At 43.6% G+C, this 19,796-nt stretch carries 15 protein-coding genes and 2 tRNA genes; 8 read left to right on the plus strand and 9 right to left on the minus strand.

All coding sequences use genetic code 11. The features are described from left to right. Positions 1-15: 15 nt before the first annotated feature. Both C234_RS0107780 and C234_RS0107785 read left to right on the plus strand, forming a co-directional pair. On the plus strand, positions 16-1,329 hold the full coding sequence (locus C234_RS0107780; protein ID WP_027325297.1) for a UDP-glucose dehydrogenase family protein: 1,314 nt from the start codon (positions 16-18) through the stop codon (positions 1,327-1,329). 35 nt (positions 1,330-1,364) lie between these two features. Beyond that, positions 1,365-2,168 (plus strand): DUF4738 domain-containing protein, encoded by an 804-nt coding sequence (locus C234_RS0107785; RefSeq protein WP_027325298.1) that lies wholly within the window; start codon positions 1,365-1,367, stop codon positions 2,166-2,168. A 12-nt stretch (positions 2,169-2,180) separates the two neighbouring features. Here the strand turns inward: C234_RS0107785 and C234_RS0107790 are convergent, their stop codons facing one another. Then, positions 2,181-3,431, minus strand: coding sequence for a DEAD/DEAH box helicase (locus tag C234_RS0107790; protein ID WP_027325299.1), 1,251 nt, complete (start codon positions 3,429-3,431; stop codon positions 2,181-2,183). Between the two features lie 46 nt (positions 3,432-3,477). Further along, entirely contained in the window at positions 3,478-4,707 is a 1,230-nt protein-coding gene (gene serB / locus C234_RS0107795; protein ID WP_027325300.1) for a phosphoserine phosphatase SerB, read from the minus strand. A 263-nt stretch (positions 4,708-4,970) separates the two neighbouring features. On the opposite strand from serB, the gene C234_RS0107800 reads away from it, so the two are divergent. Continuing rightward, the gene (locus tag C234_RS0107800; RefSeq protein ID WP_027325301.1) at positions 4,971-5,474 is read left to right on the plus strand and encodes a redoxin domain-containing protein; all 504 of its coding nucleotides are present in this window, start codon (positions 4,971-4,973) and stop codon (positions 5,472-5,474) included. A gap of 337 nt (positions 5,475-5,811) precedes the next feature. Here C234_RS0107800 and C234_RS0107805 read toward each other — a convergent pair whose 3' ends face one another. The 3 genes from C234_RS0107805 to lon are packed head-to-tail and all read right to left on the minus strand — an operon-like array spanning position 5,812 to position 10,504. After that, positions 5,812-6,909 (minus strand): LptF/LptG family permease, encoded by a 1,098-nt coding sequence (locus tag C234_RS0107805; protein ID WP_027325302.1) that lies wholly within the window; start codon positions 6,907-6,909, stop codon positions 5,812-5,814. Between the two features lie 2 nt (positions 6,910-6,911). After that, positions 6,912-8,042, minus strand: coding sequence for a tRNA guanosine(34) transglycosylase Tgt (tgt, locus tag C234_RS0107810; protein WP_027325303.1), 1,131 nt, complete (start codon positions 8,040-8,042; stop codon positions 6,912-6,914). Next, positions 8,039-10,504 carry an endopeptidase La gene (lon, locus tag C234_RS0107815; protein WP_027325304.1) on the minus strand — a complete coding sequence of 822 codons (2,466 nt, stop codon included), beginning with the start codon at positions 10,502-10,504 and terminating at the stop codon, positions 8,039-8,041. The genes tgt and lon overlap by 4 nt, the downstream gene beginning before the upstream one ends. Positions 10,505-10,743: 239 nt before the next feature. Here lon and C234_RS0107820 point away from each other — a divergent pair, with 239 nt between their 5' ends. Beyond that, a complete protein-coding gene (locus C234_RS0107820) occupies positions 10,744-11,457 on the plus strand; it encodes a tRNA1(Val) (adenine(37)-N6)-methyltransferase (RefSeq protein WP_027325305.1) in 714 nt (237 codons plus the stop codon). 188 nt (positions 11,458-11,645) lie between these two features. After that, the gene (locus C234_RS0107825) at positions 11,646-12,080 is read left to right on the plus strand and encodes a hypothetical protein (RefSeq protein ID WP_148295184.1); all 435 of its coding nucleotides are present in this window, start codon (positions 11,646-11,648) and stop codon (positions 12,078-12,080) included. 122 nt (positions 12,081-12,202) lie between these two features. Here C234_RS0107825 and C234_RS0107830 read toward each other — a convergent pair whose 3' ends face one another. The 4 genes from C234_RS0107830 to spt all read right to left on the minus strand — a co-directional run bounded on the left by C234_RS0107830 (position 12,203) and on the right by spt (position 14,621). After that, the gene (locus tag C234_RS0107830; RefSeq protein ID WP_027325307.1) at positions 12,203-12,580 is read right to left on the minus strand and encodes a hypothetical protein; all 378 of its coding nucleotides are present in this window, start codon (positions 12,578-12,580) and stop codon (positions 12,203-12,205) included. A gap of 301 nt (positions 12,581-12,881) precedes the next feature. Beyond that, positions 12,882-12,956: transfer RNA gene (locus C234_RS0107835), tRNA-Pro, on the minus strand. Between the two features lie 33 nt (positions 12,957-12,989). Beyond that, a tRNA-Pro gene (locus C234_RS0107840) sits at positions 12,990-13,064 on the minus strand. Between the two features lie 372 nt (positions 13,065-13,436). After that, a complete protein-coding gene (gene spt / locus C234_RS0107850) occupies positions 13,437-14,621 on the minus strand; it encodes a serine palmitoyltransferase (RefSeq protein WP_027325309.1) in 1,185 nt (394 codons plus the stop codon). Positions 14,622-14,844: 223 nt separating this feature from the next. Here spt and C234_RS0107855 point away from each other — a divergent pair, with 223 nt between their 5' ends. The 3 genes from C234_RS0107855 (at position 14,845) to C234_RS0107865 (ending at position 19,652) form a co-directional block, all read left to right on the plus strand. Further along, a complete protein-coding gene (locus C234_RS0107855) occupies positions 14,845-15,876 on the plus strand; it encodes a diacylglycerol/lipid kinase family protein (protein WP_027325310.1) in 1,032 nt (343 codons plus the stop codon). Between the two features lie 71 nt (positions 15,877-15,947). Next, entirely contained in the window at positions 15,948-17,711 is a 1,764-nt protein-coding gene (gene aspS, locus C234_RS0107860; protein ID WP_027325311.1) for an aspartate--tRNA ligase, read from the plus strand. A gap of 3 nt (positions 17,712-17,714) precedes the next feature. After that, positions 17,715-19,652 carry an LTA synthase family protein gene (locus C234_RS0107865; protein ID WP_027325312.1) on the plus strand — a complete coding sequence of 646 codons (1,938 nt, stop codon included), beginning with the start codon at positions 17,715-17,717 and terminating at the stop codon, positions 19,650-19,652. Positions 19,653-19,796: the final 144 nt, after the last annotated feature.

Below are 19,796 nucleotides of genomic sequence, written 5' to 3' on the forward strand. Positions count from 1 at the left end.
ACAAATACTGTTGATATGAAAATTGCAATTGTAGGAACAGGGTATGTAGGATTGGTAACCGGCACATGCTTTGCAGAGATTGGTGTGAACGTGGTTTGCGTGGATACTGATAAAACGAAAATAGAGTTGTTGAAAAAAGGAGAAATTCCTATTTATGAGAATGGACTCGAAGAAATGGTGATCCGTAATACGAAAGCCGGAAGATTAAATTTTACTACTTCTTTGGGAAATTGCTTGAATGATGTAGAAGTGATTTTTATTGCTGTAGGTACTCCGCCTGATGAAGACGGAAGCGCAGATCTGAGTTATGTGCTGGAAGTGGCGCGTACTATCGGGCGCAATATGAAGTCTTACAAACTGGTTGTCACCAAAAGTACTGTTCCAGTAGGAACAGCTTGTAGAGTTCGTGAAGCAATTCTGGCTGAATTAGACAAAAGAGGTGTTGAGATTGAATTTGATGTTGCTTCCAATCCTGAGTTTTTGAAAGAAGGAAATGCCGTTAATGATTTTATGAGTCCTGATCGGGTCGTTGTCGGTGTCGAGTCAGAGCGTGCTAAAAAAATAATGTCTAAACTTTATAAACCGTTCTTGCTAAATAATTTCCGAGTGATTTTTATGGATATTCCATCTGCGGAAATGACTAAATATGCTGCAAACTCCATGTTGGCAACCCGTATCAGTTTTATGAATGATATTGCGAATTTGTGCGAATTGGTAGGAGCAGATGTCAATATGGTACGTAGCGGAATAGGTTCGGATACACGTATAGGACGTAAGTTTTTGTATCCGGGCATCGGGTATGGAGGATCGTGTTTTCCAAAAGATGTGAAAGCATTGATCAAAACGGCAGAGCAGAATGGATACACTATGCGTGTGCTTCGTGCTGTAGAGGAAGTAAACAGTCGGCAAAAAAGCATATTGTTTGATAAGTTGTTGCGGCAGTTTGATGGTGACTTGAAAGGCAAAACGATAGCTCTTTGGGGACTTTCGTTTAAACCGGAAACAGACGATATGCGCGAGGCTCCCGCACTTGTTTTAATTGAAAAGCTCTTAGAAGCAGGATGCTGCATTAGGGTGTACGATCCTGCTGCAATGGCAGAATGCAAGCGACGGATAGGAGATGATGTCTATTATGCCAGTGACATGTATGACGCTGTATTAGATGCGGACGCTTTGTTGCTAATTACCGAGTGGAAAGAATTCCGTTTGCCGTCATGGGCGGTCATAAAAAAAACGATGTCTCGCTTAATTGTGTTGGATGGTCGCAATATTTATGATAAAAAAGAGATGGAAGAACTTGGTTTTACATATTCCTGCATTGGAAAATAAGATAAATAGTGTATCTTTATAGAAAAATTAAACGAATGACTAAATATCTCACAGTCTGCACAGTCTCTTTATTGGCTTTTTTGATTCTGTCATGCAAGGAAGCCAAGAAAGACCAACTTTCCGAATCTCCGGAAAACATAAAGGCCAAAGAGCTATTGCAAGGTATCTGGTTGGATGATGAAACAGACATTCCGTTGATGTATATCAAAGGGGATACCATTTATTATGCCGATTCCCAAAGCGCTCCAATTGCTTTTAAAATCATACGCGACACTCTTTATACTTATGGTAGAGATACGACTTACTATAAAATCGATAAACAAGCGGAACATATATTCTGGTTCCATTCGATGGCCGATAATGTAGTAAAACTGCATAAATCGGACGATGAGAATGATTCATTGTCGTTTGTTCATAAAAAAGTTGTAATACCTACTTATACGGAAGTTACAAAAAGGGACAGTGTGGTTAATTACGATGGTGTGCGCTACCGGGCGTATGTTTATGTGAATCCTTCTACACATAAAGTTATCAAAACCACCTATTCGGAAGAAGGTATCAGCATGGAGAGCGTATATTACGATAACATAATGCACGTTTGCGTGTACGAAGGTAAGAAAAGTTTGTTTGCCAGCGATATTACGAAACAAATGTTTGAAAAAGTAGTACCCGCAGATTTTTTAAATCAGAGTATTTTATCTGATATTAAATTTATTAAAGTAGACCGGAACGGCTTTCGTTATCAAGCGGTATTGTCCATTCCTGAAAGTTCTATTTATTGTCTGGCTTATTTAATCATTGCTTTCGACGGGACATTCGATATTGTTCCGGCTAAATAATTCCTCTACGCTTTATTTTCTTTTATCGGGAAATGCCCCGTTGTTTCTTTTTCCATTCGGTCGTTTCCCTTTGGGTTTCTTTTTCGAAGCATGGTTGTTCCGTCCTGACCGTGGCTTGTATTCAGGAGCTTCTCCCAATTCTTCGGGAAGAGGTATTTTATAAATATCCTTGCCGAGGAAGTTTTCAATATATTTAAAATTGGACTGCTCTTTTTCACTTATAAATGTGATGGCGACTCCATCGTTGTTGGCACGTGCCGTACGTCCGATTCGGTGTACATAGTCTTCGCTGTCGTGGGGGACGTCGAAATTAATAACCAGGCGAATGTCATCGATGTCTATACCTCGTGCTACGATATCTGTTGCTATCAAAATATTAATTCTTCCTGCTTTAAAATCTCGCATTACTTCTTCCCGCTGCGCTTGTTCCAAGTCCGAATGCATTTCTCCTACATTCAGTTTCATCATTTTTAAAGCCTTCGTTACTTCTTTTACTTTAATCTTCGAAGAAGCGAAGATGATGACACGTTCGGGCACTTCGTCAGTGAAAAGTGTACGTACGATTCCCAACTTTTGATTTTCATAGCACACATAAGCCGCTTGGATGATTTTATCTGCTGGTTTCGAAACCGCCAGCTTTATTTCTACGGGGTCGCGTAAAATAGTTTTGGCCAATTGTTGGATCTTTGCGGGCATTGTTGCCGAAAACATGATGGTTTGCCGTTCTTTCGGGAGGAACTTCACGATTTGCATAATGTCTTCGTAAAATCCCATGTCGAGCATTCGGTCCGCTTCATCCAATATGAAATATGAGACTTTCGACAGGTCGACATACCCCAAGTTTAGATGCGCAATCAGCCGCCCGGGAGTGGCGATAACCACATCTGCTCCTAAAGTTAATCCTTTCTTTTGCTGTTCGAAGAGTATTCCGTCATTACCTCCGTATACTGCGACGCTCGATACCGGCATGAAATAAGAAAAACCTTCCATCTGCTGATCAATTTGCTGCGCGAGCTCGCGTGTAGGCGACATGACTATGCAGTTTATTGCGTCTTCCGGGTGTCCTCCTTCCGATAATTTATTTAGTATGGGCAGCAGAAATGCGGCTGTTTTACCTGTGCCGGTTTGAGCTACTGCTATTAAATCTTTCCCTTCGAGAATTAGCGGAATGGCTTGTTCTTGTATAGGAGTGCATTCGTCAAATCTCATCGCATCAAGTGCTTCGAGAACATTCTCATTCAACTGTAGTTCGGAAAACTTCATTACTTTTTTATTTATTGGCAAAAGGTGAAATATGTTTTGTTTGTCGTTATATGTCCAGATAAGAGTCTTTGAATCCTAAGAAATAAAGTACTCCGTCGATGCCGATGGTGTTGATGGATTGCTTGGCATTGGCAACAACTTTCGGTTTGGCATGAAAGGCAATTCCCAATCCGGCTATTCCCAGCATCGGGAGATCGTTAGCGCCATCGCCTACGGCAATTGTCTGGGCAATATCCACCTTCTCTACTTGTGCTATCAGCCGTAGCAATTCGGCTTTGCGTTTGCCGTCTACTATATCCCCCAAATGCCTGCCGGTAAGTTTCCCGTCTATTATTTCCAGCTCGTTCGCATATACATAGTCTATACCGTATTTCTTTTGCAGATACTGCCCGAAATAAGTGAAACCTCCCGAAAGGATAGCGATTTTGTAACCGTATTTTTTCAGTACATCCATCAGACGGTCTACTCCTTCGGTGATGGGGAGTTTCTCGGCAATATCCTGCATCACCGATTCGTCGAGCCCTTTCAATAGGGCTACGCGACGGGTAAAGCTCTCTGTAAAGTCGATTTCCCCACGCATGGCGCTTTCTGTGATTGCTTTTACTTCGTCACCCACCCCTGCACGTATCGCTAGCTCGTCAATCACTTCGGTCTCAATCAGTGTGGAGTCCATATCAAAGCAGATGAGACGACGCATACGACGATACATATTGTCTTGCTGGAACGAGAAGTCCATAGCCAAATCGCTGGAAAGTTCCATTAATTGTTCTTGCATGGCAATTCGGTCTTTGGGGGTACCCCGTACAGAAAGTTCGATACAGGCACGGGTTCGCGCTTTCGTTTGATCTTCATCCAAAGGGATCCGTCCTGTCAAACGCTTGATAGCGTCGATATTCAAGCCTTGTTCGGATAGAATACGTGTGGCGGCCGATATTTGGCGGGCAGAAAGCTTCCGTCCCAATATAGTCAGGATGTATCGATTCTTTCCTTGCATTCCCACCCAGTTTTCGTATTGCTCGGTTGTGATCGGTTCAAACCGTATGGAGACTCCCAGAGATGAAGCTTTGAATAATAATTCTTTCATAATGAATCCGGAGTCTTTTTCTTCGCTTCTGCAAAGGATGCCCAACGACAAAGTGTTGTGTATATCTGCCTGACCGATATCGAGGATTGTGGCATCGTACTTGGCCAAAATCTCGGTCACGGAGGCGGTGAGTCCCGGACGATCTTCGCCGGTAACTCTGATCAAAATCAGTTCGGTATTTGATGAGTGCATAAAAACAGGCTTTTATCTTGCAAAAGTAGGGAAAAAACTTTGTTTTTATGCTAAATAACATGAAAAAAACAGGCGAAAAAATGAGATTTTTACTTGTTTTTTTGGAAGTTTGTTTGATAATTGTTTACCTTTGCATCCGGTTTCAAAGATAAAGGCTCTGATAGTCAGCGGATTCCTCTCCGCTGATGCCTGAAAATAAACATTTCGGGAAGAAACCACTGTTTGAGGACAGTCCCGGATAGTATTAACTAAAACCGAATTACATGAGACATGTAAAATGGATTTTTGTTGTATTACTAATTTGTTCCTTGACCGCTTTCGTTGAGAAAGACAAACCTACCGGAGGTTTGAATGAGGGTAATGTAGCCCCTGATTTTAAAGTCGAATCTACATTGGATACGCAACCGGCATTTCAGCTCAATCAATTGAAAGGCCGATACGTATTGCTTAGTTTTTGGGCGAGTTACGATGCGCATTCCCGGATGCAAAACATAAGTTTGAGCAATGTGCTTCGTTCTTCCCGCAATGTAAAACTGGTTTCTATTTCGTTCGATGAGTTTGAATCGATTTTTAAGGAAACAGTTCGTAAGGACCAAATAGTTACGCCGACTTGTTTCGTGGAAACGCAGGGCGAGAACTCGAGATTATTTAAAAAATACAATTTGAATAGAGGGTTCACTAACTATTTATTGGATGGAAATGGTGTGATTATTGCCAAAAACATCTCTGCTGCAGACCTTTCTGCTTATGTAAAAGAGATCGGTTGACGCTTGAAACGTATATAGCATAAGGAGAAAAGGACTTCTCGAAATCTTCCGTGTTTCGGCTGATGTAGAGAACAGACAAAAGAGGAAATGGATACAACAAAAAGTTCCGCTTGTGCTTGCCATCCGGCAAAGCAAGCGGAATTTCTATTTTCGGCAGACACAGTAAATATTTTCTAATATTTTTCTATGATTCTATTCCTGTTACGGCACGATGAAGTATTTGAAGAAGCTATTTTGAGCTGCCCGATATTTCTGAAAGAAATTGAGTGTGCCATTGCATAATTGTTTATAACTTCAGTGGGTTGTGAATGAAAAATGGACGAGTGCCGTGCTGCTGCTATTTGGGAGCATGCTTGTATAGGAAGAATGCAATAGCCGCATACAGAAGGTTGGGAATCCAAACTGCTATGACGGGCGGAACATTCCCATTTACGGCAAATGTGGAAGAAATGGTTTGAAATAAAATATAAGAGAAACTCAGGCCAAGACCAATGCCCAGATGGAGTCCCATTCCGCCTTTCATCTTACGTGATGAGAGAGATACTCCGATAATGGTCAGAATGAACGATGCGAATGACATCGCTATCCGCTTGTGATACTCTATTTCAAACTCTTTTATATTAGCAAACCCTCTTTTCTTCTGTTTGTTTATGTATTCGCTTAACTGCGGACTGGTCATCATCTCCTGTTGATTTTTCATAATCAGGAAGTCCGACGGATCCATGTTGATCAGTGAGTCTATGCGGTCACCTTTAGTGATTTTTTCTTTCAGGCCATCGAGTTCACGAATCATGTAGTCATGAATTGTCCATTTATTTACGGTGGTAGTATCGTACGTGATGCGTCGTGCCGTCAAATGAGACACAAGTTTCTTGTCGACAAATTTATCAAGTGAAAAGCGATTACCTGTTTTCATGGCGTCATTATAATTGTCGATATATGCTATGACGCCATTATCTACTTCCAGCTGTACGTTATGGGCCATATTTTTTTTCTTCGACTTAATGTATTTGTCTTCAAAGTTTAATCGGGTAATACTTCCTTGTGGGATTACGTACGCACTTAATAGAAACGTGACCAGCGCAATGATACTTGCTGAGATCATGTAGGGGCGCATCATCCGTTTAAAACTCATGCCTGTAGAAAACATGGCGATGATCTCGGAATTTTCCGCCAGCTTGGAGGTGAAAAAGATTACCGCGATAAATACAAACAGCGGACTAAATAGATTGGAGAAGTAAGGGATGAAATTCATGTAGTATTCGAAGATAATCTTACTCCAAGGAGCCTCATGCTCCATCAATTTATCCATTTTCTCGTTAAAGTCGAATACCACCGCGATGGATATAATCAGTGCGATAGCAAAAACGTATGTCCCCAAGAATTTCTTGATGATATACCAGTCCAGCCGCTTTATGAATTGATTGCTTTTCATTTTTACAGTCTTGTTGACACTTTGTTCACCATCATCGGTTTCCATGTAGAAAAATCACCGGCAATGATATGCTTGCGGGCTTCACCTGCCAACCATAAATAAAATGCGAGATTATGTATGGAAGCGATTTGCATCGCCAACAATTCTTGTGCATGGAAGAGGTGGCGAAGATAAGCTTTACTGTATAGAGTGTCTACTACGGATGCACCGTCTGCTTCGATGGGCGAGAAGTCTGTTTCCCATTTTTTGTTTCGCATGTTGATAATCCCGTCTTTGGTGAACAACATGCCGTTTCGTCCGTTGCGAGTAGGCATTACGCAGTCGAACATGTCTACCCCACGCTCAATGCCTTCGAGAATATTAACCGGTGTTCCCACTCCCATCAAATAGCGAGGCTTATCTTTAGGTAGAATGCCGTTGACAAGTTCAATCATTTCATACATCTTATCTACCGGCTCACCTACCGCCAATCCGCCAATAGCATTCCCGTCGGCTTCTTTCGATGCGATGAATTCTGCCGACTGCTTCCGCAAATCGGGGTATACGCATCCCTGAACAATAGGGAACAACGATTGGCGGTAGCCATACTTCGGTTCCGTTTCGTTAAATCGTTGGATACAACGGTCGAGCCACCGGTGTGTCAGTCCCAATGACTTTTTGGCATATTCGTAGTCGGAGTCTCCGGGAGGGCATTCGTCGAAAGCCATCATAATATCTGCCCCGATGGTACGTTCTATATCCATTACCTTTTCGGGTGTAAAGACATGTTTGCTACCGTCGATGTGCGAACGGAACTCGGCGCCTTCTTCACGAAGTTTGCGGATGCCTGCCAATGAAAACACCTGAAATCCTCCGCTATCCGTCAGCATAGGGCGGTCGAAGCCATTGAAACGGTGCAAACCGCCGGCTTTTTCAATCACATCCAATCCCGGACGAAGATATAAGTGGTAAGTATTTCCTAAAATAATCTGAGCTTTTATGTCTTCCTTCAGCTCGGTTAAATGTACTCCCTTTACGCTCCCCAATGTCCCTACCGGCATAAAAATAGGAGTCTGTATCTGCCCGTGGTCGGTCGTTATAAGACCTGCCCGGGCATTGCTTTTTGCATCTGTATGTTGTAGTTCGAACGTCATTCTTTCGGAGCTTTCTTTATAGATAAATCGATTGCGTCCGCCACTTTCTCGTCGGTTAGCGCAATGGCAAAAACTTCTTTTATATCGTTTACGTAATGGAAAGTCAGCCCTTTCAGGTAAATTTCCTGAATTTCATCTATATTCTTTTTATTCTCTGCGCTCATGATGATTTCCTTAATGCCGGCCCGTTTGGCTGCCAGAATCTTTTCTTTGATACCGCCCACCGGAAGAACTTTGCCTCGTAAGGTGATTTCACCGGTCATGGCAAGATTGGCTTTCACTTTTCGCTGCGTCAGAGCTGAAGCCAGCGAAGTTGCCATTGTGATTCCCGCCGAGGGACCGTCTTTAGGGATAGCACCTTCGGGCACATGAATATGAACATTCCAATTTTCAAAAATTTCTTGGTTTAATCCTAAGATGGAAGCGTGTGCCTTAATGTATTCGAGCGCCAGCATCGCCGACTCCTTCATCACATCTCCCAGATTTCCGGTTAATGTGAGACGTTCTCCTTTTCCCCGACTTAAGCTGGTTTCTACAAACAGAATTTCGCCGCCTACGGCCGTCCAAGCCAATCCGGTCACCACGCCGGCATATTCGTTGCCCTGATACTTGTCTCTCGTATACTCCGGCGCGCCTAAAATATCATATAAGTCAGACGGTTTTATCTCCGGCTTGGCGAAATAATTATCGGTCGCATATTGACGTGCCGCTTTACGGAGAATTTTGCCGATTTTCTTTTCCAGTCCGCGTACACCACTCTCACGTGTGTACGATTCGATGATAACTTCGAGCGTATTTTTCGGAATTTTGATATCCGTTTTCTTTAGTCCGTTAGCTTCCAACTCCTTAGGGACCAAGTGTCTGCGAGCGATCTCAATTTTCTCTTCAGTGATATAGCCGCTTACTTCAATCAACTCCATGCGGTCGAGCAGGGGAGCAGGGATCGTATTCAGGTTGTTGGCCGTAGCAATAAACAGCACCTTGGAAAGATCGTAATCCACATCGAGGAAGTTATCATGGAAAGCTGTGTTTTGTTCCGGATCGAGTACTTCCAACAATGCCGACGACGGGTCGCCTTGCCGGTCTGAAGTTACTTTGTCTATTTCATCCAGAATAAACACGGGGTTGGACGAGCCTGCCTTAATGAGGCTTTTGATAATCCGTCCCGGCATGGCGCCTATATATGTTTTGCGATGCCCCCGGATTTCGGCTTCATCGTGCACGCCTCCCAAAGACATGCGTACGTATTTACGTTTCAGTGCTGCCGCAATCGACTTGCCAAGCGAGGTTTTACCCACGCCCGGAGGACCGTACAGGCAAATAATCGGCGATTTCATATCGCCTTTCAGTTTAAGCACAGCCAGATGTTCCAAGATGCGTTCTTTTACATTCTCCAATCCGTAATGATCTTTATTCAACGTCTTTTCAGCGTTTTTCAAGTTCAGATTGTCTGTAGTATACACTCCCCACGGTAAATTCAGCATCGTTTGCAGATAGTTCAGTTGCACGCTGTAGTCAGGCGATTGCGGATGTGTGCGCTCTAATTTCGCGAGTTCTTTGAGGAAAGTGGCTTTTACCTCGGCGTTCCATTTCATTTTCTCCGCTTTTTCGCGCATTTCTTCAATCTCTTGCTCCTGTCCGCTTCCTCCCAGTTCGTCTTGAATGGTCTTTATCTGCTGTTGCAAGAAGTATTCGCGTTGCTGTTGGTCGATATCTTCACGCGCTCTCATCTGAATCGATGCTTTAATCTCTGCCAATTGCACCTCACGATTCAGAATTTCCAGCAAATGGTAAGTGCGTTCTCTTAGAGAGTTTATGCTCAGCAACTCCATTTTTTCGTCTTTCTTGAACGGCATATTGGAGCATATGAAGTTGACCAAAAACATTGCGTTTGTAATATTTTTGATTGCAAAGGCGGAATCCTGATGCAATGTATCAGAAGATTTGATGAATCGTATCGTCAAATCCTTGCATGCTTCTACCAATGCCTGAAACTCTTTGTCATCTTTGCCGGGAACTTCTTCTTCCAAGAGTTCGATTTCACCTTTCAGGTAAGGATGGCTTTCGGTAATGCTCTTCAGGTGCAAGCGTTTTCTCCCTTGAAGAATGACTGTTGTCGTCTGGTCGGGCATTTCCAATACACGTACAATACGCCCCACTGTACCTATATGATGCAAATCCTCCATTTTCGGTTCTTCTATTTGCACGGCCCGTTGGCATACCACCGCAATGTCTTTTTGCCCCTTTTCGGCATCATGCACCAGTTTCAAAGAAGATTTCCGTCCCACGGATATGGGCAGGAAAACTCCCGGAAACAAAACCATGTTGCGAAGAGGAAGAACCGGAAGAATTTCACCGGAATTTATATTCACATCAAACGCATGCTCGTCATTCCCTTCGAAGTCCGCAATGAGCGAAAATGCGTTATCGCTGCTGTCTTCCAATAAGTATTTTTCTTTCATTTGTCCGTTTTAATTAAAGTTTATGCTATGAAATGCGCATAAATCGGTTGCAAAGTTAGTTTATTCTGTTTAATAATTAAAATGCGTGTGGAATAAAAACACAAAAACAATGCCAAAATATGAATAGGCAGCAAACGCTTTTCATAATTATTATTTAATTTTGTCCGGATTAAGCCGGAATAGGTTTATTGACACCGAAGATCATTGTTGAAAAGCCTTTGGAGTTTAAGAGAGTAGCTATGTCAAATCCTTTTTTTAAGTTTAAACAGTTTACGGTATGGCACGATAAATGTGCCATGAAAGTTGGTACGGACGGCGTATTATTAGGCGCGTGGACGTCTGTTGAAAATGCCCGTCGGATACTCGATATCGGCACAGGAACGGGTCTGGTTGCCTTGATGCTGGCTCAACGAGCTTTGCCTGACGCCGATATCGTTGCCTTAGAGATTGATGAGCGTGCGGCGGAACAAGCAAAAGAAAATGTAAGCCGATCTCCTTGGAAGGGTAGGATAGAGGTAATCGCGAAAGATTTTAAAGAATACCGCACTGACGAAAAGTTTGATGTCATAGTATGCAATCCGCCTTATTTTGTAGAATCCTTGCATTGCCCAGATTCTTCACGGAGCATCGCCCGGCATAATCAGGCGTTGACTTATGAAGATTTATTGAAAGGGGTTTCCGGTTTGTTATCCGAAAAAGGAGTGTTTACTGTAGTGATTCCTGTCGATGTAGCGGAAAGAGTAAAAAAAATTGCCGAAAAAGAGAGGTTGTATCCGGTTCGGCAGCTATTTGTGCTTACCAAGCCGGGAGGAAGTCCGAAGCGAACGCTCATCTCTTTTTCTTGTCACCGGAAAGAGTGCATTGTTGAAGAGTTGCTTACAGAAGTCTCTCGCCATCAATACAGTAAAGAATATGTCGATTTGACCCGCATGTATTATTTAAATTTGGATTGATGTACCGCTATTTTCTGTCTTTAAGATATATTTTATAGGATTTGTGTATCATTTGGTAGCGTAAATAGGGTAAAATGAATTCTTTTGTGATATTTCTTTTAAAAGTGTTAACATAAAGATTATTTTCTTGGTTCGTTGAATAAAAATGCACTATCTTTGCAGCGAATAACAAGAAAAAAGAAATGATTATGAAGAAAAATTTAACTTATTGCTCTATTTTATCAGTGTTAATGATTATGTTGTCTGTAACTTTTGCAAGCTGCCAAAAAGATGATGAAGCGACCGGAAATGCTCAAGCTATGGTAAAAGTTGTAAATGCTGATGGTACAATAGCAGCCAATGTAGAAGTGAAAATGTATGATGAGGAGACATATGCAAAGTTCAAAAATAATAATAGAACCGAGCCTATCTTAAGATTGAAAACAAATGATGCGGGAATAGTCACTGTTGATTTGGATTATAATCTTTGGTTCGGTACTAAAAAGCAAAGAATGCTGATGTTCGTTGTTCAACGTGGTTATGATGATAATTGTGAGATTTGGTCTACAGGCAAAACTTTTGATCCGGGGAAAAAAGAAAAACTGGAAATTAAGCTCACTCCTTTGAAGTACCCGCATAAATAAAGAATGAATATATAATAACAATGACCCGGCTTCCGTCGGGTCATTGTTATTATACACGCGTTGTTATTCCACTATCTTAATATGGACCTGTCCGGAGAAAGCTGTGTATTCTGTGACTGTTATTATTGTTTGTCTCTTACGGCTTCCAAAACAGGAAGATTGGCTTCAGTCGGAATGTATATCACAGTCTTGTTATTGAGGTTATTCTGTTGTCGTACCCATAGATATTGGATGTATGCGGCAGTTATGCTTCCGTTCTCGATTTTTATCGCTTCCGCCGCACCTTTCGCACGTTCTATTTCTGCCTGAGCATTCAATTTTTCAGCTTCCAGATTCGCTTTAGCCTCTTCAATTTTGATTTTTCGGTTTTGTTCAGCTTTGGCAAACTCCGCTCTTCCTGACATTTCTTGCTGCCAAACGTTATAATACGGGATCGCAATAAATGCGCCAATGATGATCAACACTGCTAAAATACCTGTTAGTAAGATTGTTTTGTTCATACTATTGTTAAGGGTTTTACAAAGCCTTCCCAAGGCTGTTTGTTATTGATTTGGCAATGAGTTCAAAGACATAGAAATATCTCTGTTTTTATTTGTATATTTCCAGGCAGTCCGAATCATCGGTATGGGTAAGCTTTAGTCATTAAAACTTTGCGCATGAAAAAAGTGTTGGTCACTGACTTTTCGGATTGGACCTATATTTTTCGTCTTTACTTAACAGGAATAGTCTGTTATGGCCGGTGTTGCATAAAAAAAACTGATAGCTAAGTCTTTGCAACTTAATTATCAGTATTTTCTTTTGTCGGGGTAGCGGGATTCGAACCCACGACCCCCTGCTCCCAAAGCAGGTGCGCTAACCGGACTGCGCTACACCCCGAATCATTGATTTTTATGTTTCTTCCTTTTGTAGTCGGGGTAGCGGGATTCGAACCCACGACCCCCTGCTCCCAAAGCAGGTGCGCTAACCGGACTGCGCTACACCCCGCTACTTTAAAAGCTCATATTTTCAAAGGCGGTGCAAAGATAGGGAGTATTTTTAAATTAACAATAGGCTTATAGATGTTTTTTGCCGATTTATCCATAAAAAGCGAGAAAGAATTATCGGATAGAAATTTGTTTAAAGCTTACGGGGAATTCTTTCTTAGCTTTCTTCTTCAAGCATTTTTTATCTCGAATCTGTCATTAGAAGAATCTTTTTCGGATTCTAATGACGGATTAAGTCTTACCATGACGATGAATAGTGAAATTTTTGATCGTTCATTAACCGGAGGCATGTAAAGCAGAAAAATAAAAAAAAGAACTACTTTCCTGAACAATGTGATAGGAGAGTAGTTCCATTATATTCTTCCTGCTTTGGTTACAGCAAGTCCAATGCCTTAAAACATTTGGTTAATTTTTCCACGGCACGGTCTATTTGTTCTTTGGTATGAGTCGCCATTAAAGCTACGCGAACCAAAGTGTCTTGGGGCGCGCATGCCGGCGGGATAACAGGATTTATAAATACTCCCTCATCAAAGGCAAGTTTCGTGACAATGAATGTTTTCTCTGTATCGCGCACGTAAAGCGGGATGATCGGAGACTCTGTAGCGCCAATTTCGAAACCCGCCTCGCGGAACCGCTTCAATGCATAGTTGGTGGCATCCCACAGGGCCTGCAATCTTTCCGGTTCGTTCTGTATAATGTGGAGGGCCTCTAAAGCAGCAGCTGTGGCTGCCGGAGTATTGGAAGCACTGAATATGTAAGTACGGGCATTGTGGCGCAGCCAATTGATGATGGATGAATCGGCGGCAATGAACCCTCCGATGGAAGCCAGCGATTTGCTGAATGTACCCATGATTAAGTCTATTTCATGCGTCAGGCCGAAATGATCGCAAACTCCGCGTCCCAGTTTTCCGAAAACTCCCAAACCGTGAGCTTCGTCCACCATGATTGTTGCGTTGTATTTGTGCTTCAGGCGTACTATTTCCGGCAAATTGGCCAAATCTCCTTCCATCGAGAAAACACCGTCGACAATAATCAGTTTTACAGAGTCGGGATTACATTTTTGGAGCTGTTTTTCCAGATCCGCCATGTCGTTGTGCTTGTATTTCAACTGTTGGGAAAAGGAGAGACGCCGGCCGTCTACAATGGAAGCATGGTCGCGATCGTCGCAGATGATGTAGTCGTTACGGTCGGTCAGGCAGGGAATAACTCCGGAATTTACGGTAAAGCCTGTTGAGAAGCAAAGCGCTTCATCCTTTCCTACAAATGCCGCTAATTCTTTTTCCAGCTGAACATGAAGATCGAGCGTACCGTTCAGAAAACGTGAGCCGGCACAACCGGAACCATACTTACGCATAGCCTGAATCCCCGCTTCGATGACCCTCTCGTCTCCGGTAAGACCGGTATATGCATTGGAGCCGAACATTAGTACTTCGTGTCCGCCCATTTCAACTTCTGTCCCTTGTTTTCCTTCTATTTCCCGGAAATATGGGTAAACGCCCTTTGCCATAAATTGCTGTGGCAGGTTGTACTTAGCTAACTTCTCTTGTAATAATCCCATGAATTATATATTATTATACTCATTATCAGTTTTTTCCTGAACTCCTGATATCTTTTTTCTTAACAGGCATTTAAAACAGGGGGCAAAGATAACAAATTTTGTTTTTGACTGTTCTTTTTGAGAGAAAAAAGTTACTTTCGTTGTGAATGAGTCCCCTTGGTGGATTATTTTTTCATATATTTGTATTACTTTTGTCGTCTATATGTAAAAGAGGTAAGTCATGATGAATGAAAGCATGAAGAAAGTTATATTTGTCGTAAACCCCATTTCCGGTACGCAGAACAAGGAGGTTATGCTTAATTCGTTGGAGGATAAAATAGATAAAAAAAAATATACTTGGGAAGTAATATACACAGAGAGAGCCGGTCATGCCACAGAAATCGCCGCCAAGGCTGCGGAAGAGCAAACAGATATTGTGGTAGCCGTAGGGGGAGACGGCACTATCAATGAGATAGCCCGTTCTCTGGTCCATACCGATACTGCTTTGGGAATTATTCCGTGCGGTTCGGGAAACGGGCTTGCGCGACATTTACATATCCCGATGGACGCGAAAAAAGCATTGGATGTATTGAACGGAGGTCTTTTGAATACGATTGACTATGGAAAGATCAACGGGACCCCTTTCTTCTGTACCTGCGGAGTGGGCTTCGATGCTTTTGTAAGTTTAAAGTTCGCTCATGCCGGAAAACGGGGGGTGCTGACTTATCTCGAAAAAACGCTCCTGGAGAGCCTGACCTATCAGCCCGAAACGTATGAATTGGAAACAGAAGACGGAGTTTCCAAGTACAAAGCTTTTCTCATTGCCTGCGGAAACGCGTCGCAGTATGGCAATAATGCGTATATCGCCCCTCAGGCAACTTTGACCGACGGATTGCTCGATGTGACGATATTGGAACCGTTCACCGTTTTAGATGTTCCTTCTCTGGCTTTCCAGCTATTCAACAAAACTATCGACCAGAACAGCCGCATTAAAACTTTCCGTTGCCGGAAATTATGTATCCGTAGAACTGCTCCGGGCGTGGCGCATTTCGACGGTGACCCGATGCAGACTGAGGCCGATATAAATATAGAAGTGATCCCAAAAGGGCTGCATGTGGTTGTGCCTGAAGAGAAAAAAGTAAAGAAGAATGGTACGAATGTTCTTCAGAAAGCACAGGAGTATGTGGACGAGCTCAAGCTTCTTAACGAGGCTATTGTAGATAACATTACAGATAAAAATAAGAAAATCTTGAAAAAGTTCACAAAGAAAGATTGAAAATAAATACCGGATTCTGATTTATTGTGTACTTTTGCGCACCGCTATAAAATATCATAAAAATAAGAAATATGTTCAGAACGCACACATGTGGGGAACTGAGAATCTCCGATGTAAACAAGCAGGTTACACTCTCGGGTTGGATACAGCGCAGCCGTAAAATGGGAGGAATGACCTTTGTCGATCTTCGCGATCGTTATGGTATCACTCAATTGGTTTTTAATGAAGAAGTAAATGCTGAGCTTTGCGAGCGCGCCAACAAGCTGGGGCGTGAGTTTGTCATTCAGGTTACCGGAACCGTGAACGAGCGTTTCAGCAAAAATTCGAATATACCTACCGGAGATATTGAAATAATCGTTTCCGGGTTGAATGTGCTGAATACGGCGTTAACACCTCCGTTTACCATTGAAGATAATACAGACGGCGGCGATGATATCCGTATGAAATACCGTTATCTGGACCTTCGCCGGAGTGCCGTACGCTCTAATCTGGAATTGCGCCATAAGATGACGATCGAGGTCCGCAAGTATCTCGACAGCATGGGATTCATCGAGGTGGAAACTCCGGTATTGATCGGCTCTACACCCGAAGGCGCGCGCGACTTCGTCGTACCTTCGCGCATGAATCCGGGGCAATTCTACGCGCTTCCGCAATCGCCGCAAACGTTGAAGCAGTTGCTGATGGTTTCCGGCTTCGACCGTTATTTCCAGATAGCCAAATGTTTTCGCGACGAAGACTTGCGTGCCGACCGACAGCCTGAGTTTACGCAGATAGACTGTGAAATGAGTTTCGTGGAACAAGAGGATATTATCACCACTTTCGAGGGAATGGCGAAACACTTATTCAAGACTCTCCGGGGCGTTGAATTGGCTGAACCGTTCCAACGTATCTCATGGGCGGACGCGATGAAGTATTACGGAAGCGATAAACCCGACCTGCGTTTCGGCATGAGATTCGTGGAATTGATGGATATTATGAAAGGTCATGGGTTCTCCGTTTTCGATAATGCCGCGTATATCGGCGGTATCTGCGCCGAAGGAGCCGCGACTTATACCCGTAAGCAACTGGATGCTTTGACAGACTTCGTGAAAAGGCCTCAGATTGGCGCCAAGGGAATGGTTTATGCTCGTGTGGAATCCGACGGAACCGTGAAATCGAGTGTCGATAAATTCTATACTCAGGAGGTTTTGCAGCAAATGAAAGAAGCATTCGCAGCCAAGCCCGGCGACCTGATCCTCATTCTTTCGGGAGACGACGTGATGAAAACGCGGAAACAGTTGAACGAACTCCGTCTGGAAGTCGGCAATCAGCTGGGATTGCGCGATAAAAACAAGTTTGCCTGCCTGTGGGTGGTCGATTTCCCCATGTTCGAATGGAGTGAGGAGGAAGGACGCCTGATGGCAATGCACCACCCGTTCACGCATCCGAAAGAAGAAGATATCCCGTTGCTCGACACCAATCCGGCGGCAGTGCGCGCCGACGCTTACGACATGGTAATCAATGGCGTGGAAGTAGGAGGGGGATCCATTCGTATCCACGACGCCAATTTGCAGGCAAAAATGTTCGAGATATTAGGTTTTACTCCCGAAAAAGCACAGGCACAATTCGGATTCCTGATGAACGCGTTTAAGTATGGAGCGCCTCCTCATGGCGGTTTGGCGTATGGACTCGACCGTTGGGTTTCTTTATTTGCCGGTTTGGATTCCATCCGCGACTGTATCGCGTTCCCGAAGAACAACTCCGGGCGGGATGTGATGTTGGACGCTCCGTCCGAAATCGATCCTTCCCAACTTGAAGAGCTGAATCTGGTTGTCGATCTTAAAGAAGAGAAGTAAACGATGAGAAAGAATCGTTTTCTTTATAACACTACCCTGTCACTTATAAGCAACCTGCTGTTGGTGATGGGGTGCTTTATTCTCTGCCGGATCGTATTTATCGCGGAGAATTACGGCGCATTCTCCGACTTGAGCATGGCACGCCTTCGGAGAATGTTCGGAGGAGGGCTGCTGTTCGATACCTCCGCCATCATCTATACCAATCTGCTTTATATTTTCCTGATGCTGATTCCTTTACATCTCAAGGAGCATGCGGTCTATCAGAAAGTGACAAAAGGAATTTTTGTCATTACCAACCTGATAGCCATTGTCATGAATCTGATGGATACCGTCTACTTTCAATATACCCACCGTAGGACAACGGCTTCCGTTTTCAGCGAATTTAAGCATGAAGGCAATCTCGGAGGAATCATGGGTACGGAACTGTTGAACCATTGGTATCTGACGTTGCTGGCCATTGCCTTCGGTTACGCGTTGTTCAAGCTGTATCGTAAGCCGGAAGAAGTGCGCATAAAGTCTTTCCCGCTGTATTATGCCGTGCATTTGTTCACATTCGCGGCAGGTATCTATCTGTGTGTCGGAGGTATGCGCGGAGGCTTTACGGGCATGGTGCGCCCCATTACCATCAGCAACGCCAATAAGTATGTAGACCGCCCCATAGAAACCGGCATCGTGCTGAACACTCCTTTCTCTATTTACCGTACTTTCGGCAAGAAGCCGTTTAAAGTTCCTGCTTACTTCGACAAAGAAAAAATGGAAGCGCTGTACACTCCGGTGCACCTGCCTTCCGATTCTGTGGAATTCCGTCCGCTGAATGTGGTTGTCTTCATCCTCGAAAGTTTCAGTAAAGAGAATAGCGGTTTCCTGAACCGCGAAGCGGATAACGGAACCTATCAGGGGTTTACCCCTTTCCTCGATTCTTTGATGACAGAGGGGCTTACCTTTAAGTATTCTTTCTCCAACGGAATGAAAAGCATCGACGGAATGCCTTCCGTTCTGTCGGGAATCCCCATGTTTGTAGAACCTTTCTTCCTGACTCCGGCTTCGCTGAACACCGTGTCCAGCATCGGCGGAGAACTGAGTAAGAAGGGATATTATACCGCTTTCTTCCATGGAGCCGATAACGGCTCGATGGGGTTCGAGGCTTACGCGCGTACTGCCGGTTTCCCGCACTACTACGGTCGCACGGAATACAACGAAGCCAATCCGGGAAACGACGATTTCGACGGTCATTGGGGGATTTGGGACGAAAAGTTCTTTCAGTTCTATGCCAACAACTTGTCGACTTTCCGGCAGCCGTTCGCCACTGCATTATTCAGCTTATCCTCACATCATCCGTTTGCCGTTCCGGCAGAGTATGAAGGGGCATTCCCGAAAGGAAACAAGCCCATTCGCCAATGCATCGCATACACCGATCACTCTTTAAAGCTGTTTTTTGAAAAAGCATCCAAAGAGGCGTGGTACAAGAATACGCTGTTTGTGTTTACCGCCGATCACACCAACTCTCCGGAACGTCCGGAATATGAAACGGAATGCGGGCTTTTTTCCGTTCCGGTGGTCTTCTATCATCCGGGAAGCAGCCTGAAAGGATTCAGAGAAGATGTGATTGCCCAGCAGATAGATATCATGCCTACGGTATTGGGATACTTGGGATACGACAGACCTTATGTATCTTTCGGGTGCGATTTGCTGCGCACTCCGCCGGAAGAGACGTATGCGGTAAATTACATTAACGGAATCTACCAGTTTTTTAAGGGCGATTATCTGTTGCAGTTCGACGGGCAGAAGCCGGTGGCCTTGTATGCTTTTAAAACCGACAAGCTGCTGAAAAATAACTTACTGGGTAAAGTCGCGGCGCAACAGCCGATGGAGGAGGAGTTGAAAGCAATCATCCAGCAATATATGACGAGAATGAATGCCGACGAACTCATTGTAAAGTAAAGGGGAGGGCTTAAAAGAGACGCCATGCAAAGGAGGTGTGTCAAAATGCACACCTCTTTTTTTATGCACAAAGCCCCGACTTTCACAAGCCGGGGCTTTGTTATTACCTAAAGATTTTGTATCTTTAAGCATAACTTTTTATAC

Origin of the sequence: Bacteroides pyogenes DSM 20611 = JCM 6294, from assembly GCF_000428105.1 — a bacterium.
Lineage (GTDB): Bacteria > Bacteroidota > Bacteroidia > Bacteroidales > Bacteroidaceae > Bacteroides > Bacteroides pyogenes.

Excerpts from the sequence above, each read along its gene's own strand:
- C234_RS0107805 (WP_027325302.1), bottom strand. The coding sequence starts at position 6,909 with ATGAAAAGCAATCAATTCATAAAGCGGCTGGACTGGTATATCATCAAG.
- C234_RS0107800 (WP_027325301.1), top strand. The coding sequence starts at position 4,971 with ATGAGACATGTAAAATGGATTTTTGTTGTATTACTAATTTGTTCCTTG.
- C234_RS0107820 (WP_027325305.1), top strand. The coding sequence starts at position 10,744 with ATGTCAAATCCTTTTTTTAAGTTTAAACAGTTTACGGTATGGCACGAT.
- C234_RS0107865 (WP_027325312.1), top strand. The coding sequence starts at position 17,715 with ATGAGAAAGAATCGTTTTCTTTATAACACTACCCTGTCACTTATAAGC.
- C234_RS0107830 (WP_027325307.1), bottom strand. The coding sequence starts at position 12,580 with ATGAACAAAACAATCTTACTAACAGGTATTTTAGCAGTGTTGATCATC.
- serB (WP_027325300.1), bottom strand. The coding sequence starts at position 4,707 with ATGCACTCATCAAATACCGAACTGATTTTGATCAGAGTTACCGGCGAA.
- tgt (WP_027325303.1), bottom strand. The coding sequence starts at position 8,042 with ATGACGTTCGAACTACAACATACAGATGCAAAAAGCAATGCCCGGGCA.
- lon (WP_027325304.1), bottom strand. The coding sequence starts at position 10,504 with ATGAAAGAAAAATACTTATTGGAAGACAGCAGCGATAACGCATTTTCG.
- spt (WP_027325309.1), bottom strand. The coding sequence starts at position 14,621 with ATGGGATTATTACAAGAGAAGTTAGCTAAGTACAACCTGCCACAGCAA.
- C234_RS0107785 (WP_027325298.1), top strand. The coding sequence starts at position 1,365 with ATGACTAAATATCTCACAGTCTGCACAGTCTCTTTATTGGCTTTTTTG.
- C234_RS0107825 (WP_148295184.1), top strand. The coding sequence starts at position 11,646 with ATGAAGAAAAATTTAACTTATTGCTCTATTTTATCAGTGTTAATGATT.
- C234_RS0107790 (WP_027325299.1), bottom strand. The coding sequence starts at position 3,431 with ATGAAGTTTTCCGAACTACAGTTGAATGAGAATGTTCTCGAAGCACTT.
- C234_RS0107855 (WP_027325310.1), top strand. The coding sequence starts at position 14,845 with ATGAATGAAAGCATGAAGAAAGTTATATTTGTCGTAAACCCCATTTCC.
- C234_RS0107780 (WP_027325297.1), top strand. The coding sequence starts at position 16 with ATGAAAATTGCAATTGTAGGAACAGGGTATGTAGGATTGGTAACCGGC.
- aspS (WP_027325311.1), top strand. The coding sequence starts at position 15,948 with ATGTTCAGAACGCACACATGTGGGGAACTGAGAATCTCCGATGTAAAC.